Source organism: Bradyrhizobium sp. PRIMUS42 (assembly GCF_023006515.1).
Classification (GTDB): Bacteria; Pseudomonadota; Alphaproteobacteria; order Rhizobiales; family Xanthobacteraceae; genus Bradyrhizobium.
On the sequence record NZ_JALBGZ010000363.1, the window covers coordinates 1 to 6,423 of the forward strand.

At 65.1% G+C, this 6,423-nt stretch carries 4 protein-coding genes and 2 pseudogenes; 3 read left to right on the top strand and 3 right to left on the bottom strand.

Annotation, left to right across the window (positions count from 1 at the left end):
- Nucleotides 1-1,330 (bottom strand): annotated as a pseudogene (locus MOV75_RS23470) (class I SAM-dependent methyltransferase); the annotation flags it as partial.
- Nucleotides 1,331-1,550: 220 nt separating this feature from the next.
- Here MOV75_RS23470 and MOV75_RS23475 point away from each other — a divergent pair.
- Nucleotides 1,551-3,161 carry an NAD(P)/FAD-dependent oxidoreductase gene (locus tag MOV75_RS23475; RefSeq protein ID WP_246928271.1) on the top strand — a complete coding sequence of 537 codons (1,611 nt, stop codon included), beginning with the start codon at nucleotides 1,551-1,553 and terminating at the stop codon, nucleotides 3,159-3,161.
- Between the two features lie 281 nt (nucleotides 3,162-3,442).
- Here MOV75_RS23475 and MOV75_RS23480 read toward each other — a convergent pair whose 3' ends face one another.
- On the bottom strand, nucleotides 3,443-3,607 hold the full coding sequence (locus tag MOV75_RS23480) for a Flp family type IVb pilin (protein WP_246928268.1): 165 nt from the start codon (nucleotides 3,605-3,607) through the stop codon (nucleotides 3,443-3,445).
- A gap of 153 nt (nucleotides 3,608-3,760) precedes the next feature.
- On the opposite strand from MOV75_RS23480, the gene MOV75_RS23485 reads away from it, so the two are divergent.
- Entirely contained in the window at nucleotides 3,761-4,648 is an 888-nt protein-coding gene (locus MOV75_RS23485) for a 50S ribosomal protein L11 methyltransferase (protein ID WP_246928266.1), read from the top strand.
- Nucleotides 4,649-4,767: 119 nt separating this feature from the next.
- Here MOV75_RS23485 and MOV75_RS23490 read toward each other — a convergent pair whose 3' ends face one another.
- Entirely contained in the window at nucleotides 4,768-4,947 is a 180-nt protein-coding gene (locus MOV75_RS23490; RefSeq protein ID WP_246928263.1) for a hypothetical protein, read from the bottom strand.
- 186 nt (nucleotides 4,948-5,133) lie between these two features.
- On the opposite strand from MOV75_RS23490, the pseudogene MOV75_RS23495 reads away from it, so the two are divergent.
- A pseudogene (locus MOV75_RS23495) lies at nucleotides 5,134-5,970 on the top strand (aminopeptidase P family N-terminal domain-containing protein); the annotation flags it as partial.
- Nucleotides 5,971-6,423 lie beyond the last annotated feature (453 nt).

Consider the following 6,423-nt stretch of genomic DNA (forward strand, 5'->3'; position numbering starts at 1 on the left):
TGCCAGCGACCCAGACGCGGTGATCTTCGAACCAGGTCGAGAGGCCGCCCGTGGTGGTGGACGGCACGACGAGCGCCACCGCGAGCGCGGCGAGTGCGAGCCAATACCATTTGACGATGTCCGCCAGCCGCTCGTTCGCAAGCGGCCGGCACAGCGCAGCAAGCGCGATCAGGATCGGATATTCGGCGATCCACGAGAAGGTGAACGGCGCGAGCAGCCCCGCGAACAGGCCGCCGACCATGCCGCCGAACGACAGCGCGACATAAAAGCCGGTGAGATATTTGGCGGCCGGTCGGGTCCGCGCCAGTTCGCCATGGCACGCCATGGCGATGACGAAGAAGCAGAGCTGGTGACCGCCGAGCGTCAGCAGGAGGTTCTGCTCGCCACCGAAGGCCAGCAGGACGACGACGCCCGCGATCGCAACCGGCTGCAGCATCAGCATCCATTTGTGCGGCAACAGCGGCCGCGACTGGAATACCACCACCCAAGTGAGCAGATACAGCGACAGCGGCAGCACCCATAGCAGCGGCGCCGCCGCGACGTCGGTGGAGATGTGCGCGGTGACGGCGATGAGCAGGCCCGACGGCACCGCGGCGAGGAATATCCAGCGCAGCCGCGTCACGAAGCCCGGCGCCGGCGCATGCGCGTCCTCGGCTCGCGCATCGACCTCAGCCAGCTTCGGCGAGCGCAACAACAGCACACCGCAGGCGCCGATCAGGAGGATCAGCAGGCCATAGCCGGCGGTCCAGAACCGGTTCTGCGTGTGCAGCGTGAATATCGGCTCCAGCAGGAACGGATAGGACAACAGCGCAAGGAAGCTGCCGATGTTGGAGGAGGCATAGAGGAAGTAGGGATCGTGTCCGGCCGGATGGCCGGTGCGGACGAACCAGGCCTGCAGCAGCGGATTGTTCGCGGCGAGCGCAAAGAACGGCAGGCCGATCGAGACCACGAACAGGCCGAGCAGCCAGAACGCATAGCCCGAAGCGGGCGGCTCGCCATAGGCGGAGGCGATGCCGAGCGGCAGGGTGGCGAAGGCCGCAATCAGCAGCACCAGATGCACCGCGACCGGAACGATCCGGCGCCTCGCCTGCATCAGCAGATGCGCATAGGCATAGCCCGCCAGCAGCAGCGACTGGAAGAACACCATCGCCACCGACCACACCGCCGGCGAGCCGCCGAGCCGCGGCAGCACCATCTTCGTGAACAGCGGCTGCACCGAGAACAACAGCAGCGCGCTGACGAAGATCGCCGCGGTGTAAACCGTCAGCAGCAGCCGGTTGCGCGACGAAGACGGCTGCTCCGTGGCGGCAGGTTGCACGATCGAATCCATGAGCGCTCCGGCAAACATTCCCCGGCGGGCGCCGGACGCGCGCAATGGAGCACAAGGCGCCTGAACGGGCAATAAAGGGGGTTGTGATGTTGCAGTGAGGATTGCTTGATATTAGAGGGTCGTTCCGGGGCGGTGCGAAGCATCGAACCCGGAACCTCGAGATTCCGGGTTCTCGCTTCGCGAGCCCCGGAATGACACTAGACTGGGCTCTGCATTCCTCATGAGCGAAACCGACGTCGTCATCATCGGCGCTGGCCATAACGGCCTCACCTGCGCAGCCTATCTCGCGATGGCGGGCCTGCGCGTGCGCGTGGTCGAGCGCCGCAAGGTGGTCGGCGGTGCCGCGGTCACCGAGGAGTTTCACCCGGGATTCCGCAATTCGGTCGCGGCCTACACCGTGAGCCTGCTTAATCCACAGGTGATCCGTGACCTCAATCTTGCGGAGCAGGGCCTGCGGGTCGTCGAACGGCGCGCCCAGAATTTCCTGCCCGCGCCTGACGGCAGCTATCTCCTCACCGGCGAAGGACGGACGCAGGCATCAGTCGCGCGGCTGAGCGCGCATGACGCGGCCGCGCTCGAGGGGTTTTCACGCGAGCTGGAAGACATCGCCGACGTGCTCAGGCAGTTCGTGCTGCGCGCGCCGCCGAATCTCGTCGACGGTTTTGGCGCGGCGGCCGTCCGCGAAGGCGTCAACGCCTGGAAGACCGCCAACATCCTGCGTGGTCTCACCCTGGAACAGAGCCGCAGCCTGCTCGATCTCTTCACCCGCTCGGCCGGCGAGATGCTGGACGAGCGCTTCGAGCATGATCTGGTCAAGGCGCTGTTCGGCTTCGACGCCATCGTCGGCAACTATGCCAGCCCCTACGCCGCCGGCTCGGCCTATGTGATGCTGCATCACGCCTTCGGCGAGGTGAACGGCAAGAAGGGCGTCTGGGGCCATGCCATCGGCGGCATGGGCGCGATCACGCAGGCGATGGCGCGCGCGGCACGCGACCGTGGCGCTGTGATCGACACCGAGGCGGGCGTCCGCGAGATCATCGTCGAGCGCGACCGCGCCGTCGGAATCGTGCTGGAAAACGGCGAGACGATCCGCGCGAAATATGTCGCGGCCAACGTCAATCCAAAGCTGCTCTACACGCAGCTGATCGAGGCCGACGCTCTCCCTGCGGACTTCCTCGCTCGCATCCGGCACTGGAAGAACGGCTCCGGCACCTTTCGCATGAATGTGGCGCTGGACTGCCTGCCCTCCTTCACGGCGCTGCCGGGCGAAGGCGATCATCTCTCATCCGGCATCATCCTGGCGCCGAGCCTCAACTACATGGACCGCGCCTATCTCGATGCGCGTGCGCAAGGCTGGAGCCGGGAGCCGGTCGTCGAGATGCTGATCCCCTCCACGCTCGACGACACGCTGGCGCCCGCGGGAAAGCACGTCGCCAGCCTGTTCTGCCAGCACGTCGCGCCGGAGCTTCCCGACGGAACGTCGTGGGACGACCATCGCGACGAGGTCGCCGATCTCATGATCGCGACGGTGGATCAATACGCGCCGGGTTTTGCGGGAAGCGTGCTCGGCCGCCAGATCCTGTCCCCGCTCGATCTCGAACGGCAGTTCGGGCTGCTCGGCGGCGACATCTTCCACGGCGCGCTGACCTTGAACCAGCTGTTCTCGGCACGGCCGATGCTGGGCCACGCCGATTATCGCGGGCCGTTGAGGGGCCTCTACCATTGCGGCTCCGGCGCCCATCCCGGCGGCGGCGTCACCGGCGCTCCCGGCCATAACGCCGCGCAGGCGATCCTGAGGGATCACCGGTCGCTGTTCGGAAGCCGTGGATAGGTCTGTGGATCTCTTGTGGACGGGCTGTTGAATGGTCTGTGGACAGGTCGACGGATGCTCGATCAAAACGTCGAGGCGCCCTGAGGAAAATCGGTGGAAGATCGCAGGGGCAATCGCGGGAGAAGCCGGTGGATAGCGTCCCGGCAAGCAGCGGACAATCTGTGAATATCGAAGGCGCTCACCAAAAAACGACCTCGCCCGCCAGGGGAATTCCCCTCGCGGGCGGTGATCAGGAATAGCCTCAAAAGAAAAACAACACCCCCTGGGAAATGGGGCGGAAATTACTTCAAGGAGGTGCTAATCGAAGTGAACTTATCGTTCAGGGTGGTGCCCAGGTTGTTCACCACGGTGATGATGGCCAGAGCGATACCCGCTGCAATCAGACCGTACTCGATCGCGGTTGCACCGGACTCATCCGACCAGAACTTCTGAATCATGCTTTTCAAGTCTCGCCTCCGTTTCAATTCCAAGCTGTGTTGGCTTAATTCGACACCCGGAAATGTACGGGACACAACCTACGCCCCGGTTAACCCGGGAACCGCAAGTTATGCGGTAATAGGGAACAAAAGTTCCAAAAATTGAACCCAACGGAACCCTGAATGCAGCCTTCTCCGACCCATCGCGCCAGCTTTTCGATCGGCAGCGAGGCCGACGCCAGGCGCGTCGTCGACGTGCTCACCGAGGTGTTTTTCGAGGGCGATGCGGCGGTCGCCGCCTTCGAGCGGCCGGACGGACAATGGGACGTCACGCTGCATTTCGCCGAGGCGCCCGACCAGGTGCTATTGCGCGAACTCGTTGTAACTTCGGCAGGAAATGAGATTGCCGATACGCTCATCTTCGACACGATGGAGGCCAAGGACTGGGTCAAGGCCAGCCTGGAAGATCTCGTCCCGGTGCCGGCCGGTCGTTTTGTCGTGCACGGCAGCCACGACCGTGACCGCGTGACGGCGAACAAGCTCAAGATCGAGATCGAGGCCGCGCTCGCCTTCGGCACCGGCCATCACGGCACCACCCGCGGCTGTTTACTGCTGCTTGACCATGTCCTGAAGAGTTGCCGTCCGAGGAACCTGCTCGACCTCGGCACCGGCACCGGCGTGCTGGCGATCGCCGCGGCGAAAGCCTTGCACCGCCATGTGCTCGCCTCCGACATCGACCCGCCCTCGGTGCGGGTGGCGGCCGAGAATGCGGGGCTGAATGAAGTCGGCAACCTGGTGCGGGTGATCCGCGCCACCGGCTTCGCTGCGCCGGATTTTGGCCAGGCCGGTCCGTTCGACCTGGTGCTGGCCAACATCCTTGCCAACCCGCTCAGGCAATTGGCGGGCCCGATGGCGCGGCATCTCGCGCCCGGCGGAAGCGTCATCCTCTCCGGCCTGCTGACGCACCAGGCCCCCGCCGTGATCGCCGCCTACCGCGCGCGCGGCCTCGCGCCGTTGAAGCATCTGCGGATCGAGGGGTGGAGCAGCTTGCTGCTGCGGAAGATGGGATAGCCTGCACAGGTGCCGTAGGGTGGGCAAAGCGAAGCGTGCCCACCCACTTTTTGCGACCGAGAGAGATAGTGGGCACGGCGCTTCGCGCCTTTGCCCACCCTGCGGCATCATCGATGCCGCTACTCCGCCGGCTTCTCGTCGCGGCGCATCGCTTGCTCGTCCTGCAACGTACGCCTTGCGCGGCGCTCGGCGATGCGGTCGATCACCTGGCTGATGACGCTGCGCGGCTTCTGCGGTGCCGCCGCAGTGGGAGCCCGACGCACCGGCGGCGAAATCTTCTCAAACGTGAATGCTGGCATCGTGTGTCCCCTCGTCGTTGAGATGAACCACCTGCTCGAATTTCCCTGTTATCCGGACAAAGCGCGACTGCCGCATCCTTACTCCACTCGACTCGAGTGGAACCATTTCAAGCACGGTCCATGCCAGATGCGACGCAAATGCGCCCAGATTGCGGACTCGTCCCCATGATCCTAAAGTGATCCACCATGTTCGAAGCACACTTCCAGACATTCGAGGAGCCGGAGGCCGGCGTCGCATTGACCGCACGGCTGGCCGCACTTCGCGAAGAACTCGCCCGCCGCAAGCTGACCGGCTTCGTCATTCCACGCGCCGATCAGCAGCAGAACGAATATGTGCCGCCGTCGGAAGAGCGGCTGGCCTGGCTGACCGGGTTCACGGGTTCGGCGGGATTCGCGGTGGTCCTGACCCGGGAGGCCGCATTGTTCGTCGACGGCCGCTACACGCTTCAGGCCGCCAAGCAGGTCGATGCAAAGGCCTGGGCCGTGGAATCGCTGATCGACCCGCCGCCGGAGAGCTGGGTGTCGGCGCATCTGAAAGCCGGTGACCGCCTTGGATTTGATCCATGGCTGCACACTTTTGCGGCAGCCGAACGCCTGTCCGCGGCATGCGCCAAGGCCGGTGCCGAGTTGGTCGCCGTCGACAGCAATCCAATCGACGCGATCTGGCAGGACCGCCCGCAGCCGCCGCTCGCCCCCGTCGCCATCCACACACTGGCACATGCCGGCGTTACGGAGGCTGAGAAGCTGACGCAGATCAAAAGCGAGATCGGCAAGCTCGGTGTCGACGCGCTGGTTTTGTCGGACAGCCACGCGGTCGCCTGGACCTTCAACATCCGCGGCGCCGACGTCGCCCATACCCCGCTGCCGCTGTCCTACGCGCTGGTGCCGAAAGACGGACGTCCCACCATCTTCATCGACCATCGCAAGCTCTCCAATCTCACGCGCGACCATCTCGAGCAGGCCGCCGACGTGCGCGAGCCCGACGCGATGGCGCCGACGCTGATGGCGCTGGCCAAGAGCGGCGAATCGTTTTGATGGCGGATGTGGCCAAACTGACGCCGGCTTAAGGCTGGCAGGTGCGTCAAATTCCGTCATTGCGAGGAGCGCAGCGACGAAGCAATCCAGTGTCTGTCCGCGGAGACAGTCTGGATTGCTTTGCTGCGCTCGCAACGACGATGTGGGAGCAGCGAGCTCCAATCCATCACCGTCACCCCGAGGTGCTCGCCTCTTCGGCGAGCCTCGCAGGGCGACGGCCCGGCTGCCGCAGCGGGGCGTTCATCCTTCGAGGCTCCGCGCACGCTGCTCTGCACCTCGCGCCTCGCGCCTCAGGATGACGATCCGGCATTATTCCGCGTTGGCTGAGCCTACGCCCGCTGAACCCCGATCACGCGCCCCTTCTCGATCGCCAGCGCCAGCTCGCCGCGCTTCAGCTTCAGCGCGGCATCGCCGAACAGCTCGCGGCGCCAGCCGCGCAAG

Excerpts from the sequence above, each read along its gene's own strand:
- MOV75_RS23475 (WP_246928271.1), top strand. The coding sequence starts at position 1,551 with ATGAGCGAAACCGACGTCGTCATCATCGGCGCTGGCCATAACGGCCTC.
- MOV75_RS23485 (WP_246928266.1), top strand. The coding sequence starts at position 3,761 with ATGCAGCCTTCTCCGACCCATCGCGCCAGCTTTTCGATCGGCAGCGAG.
- MOV75_RS23490 (WP_246928263.1), bottom strand. The coding sequence starts at position 4,947 with ATGCCAGCATTCACGTTTGAGAAGATTTCGCCGCCGGTGCGTCGGGCT.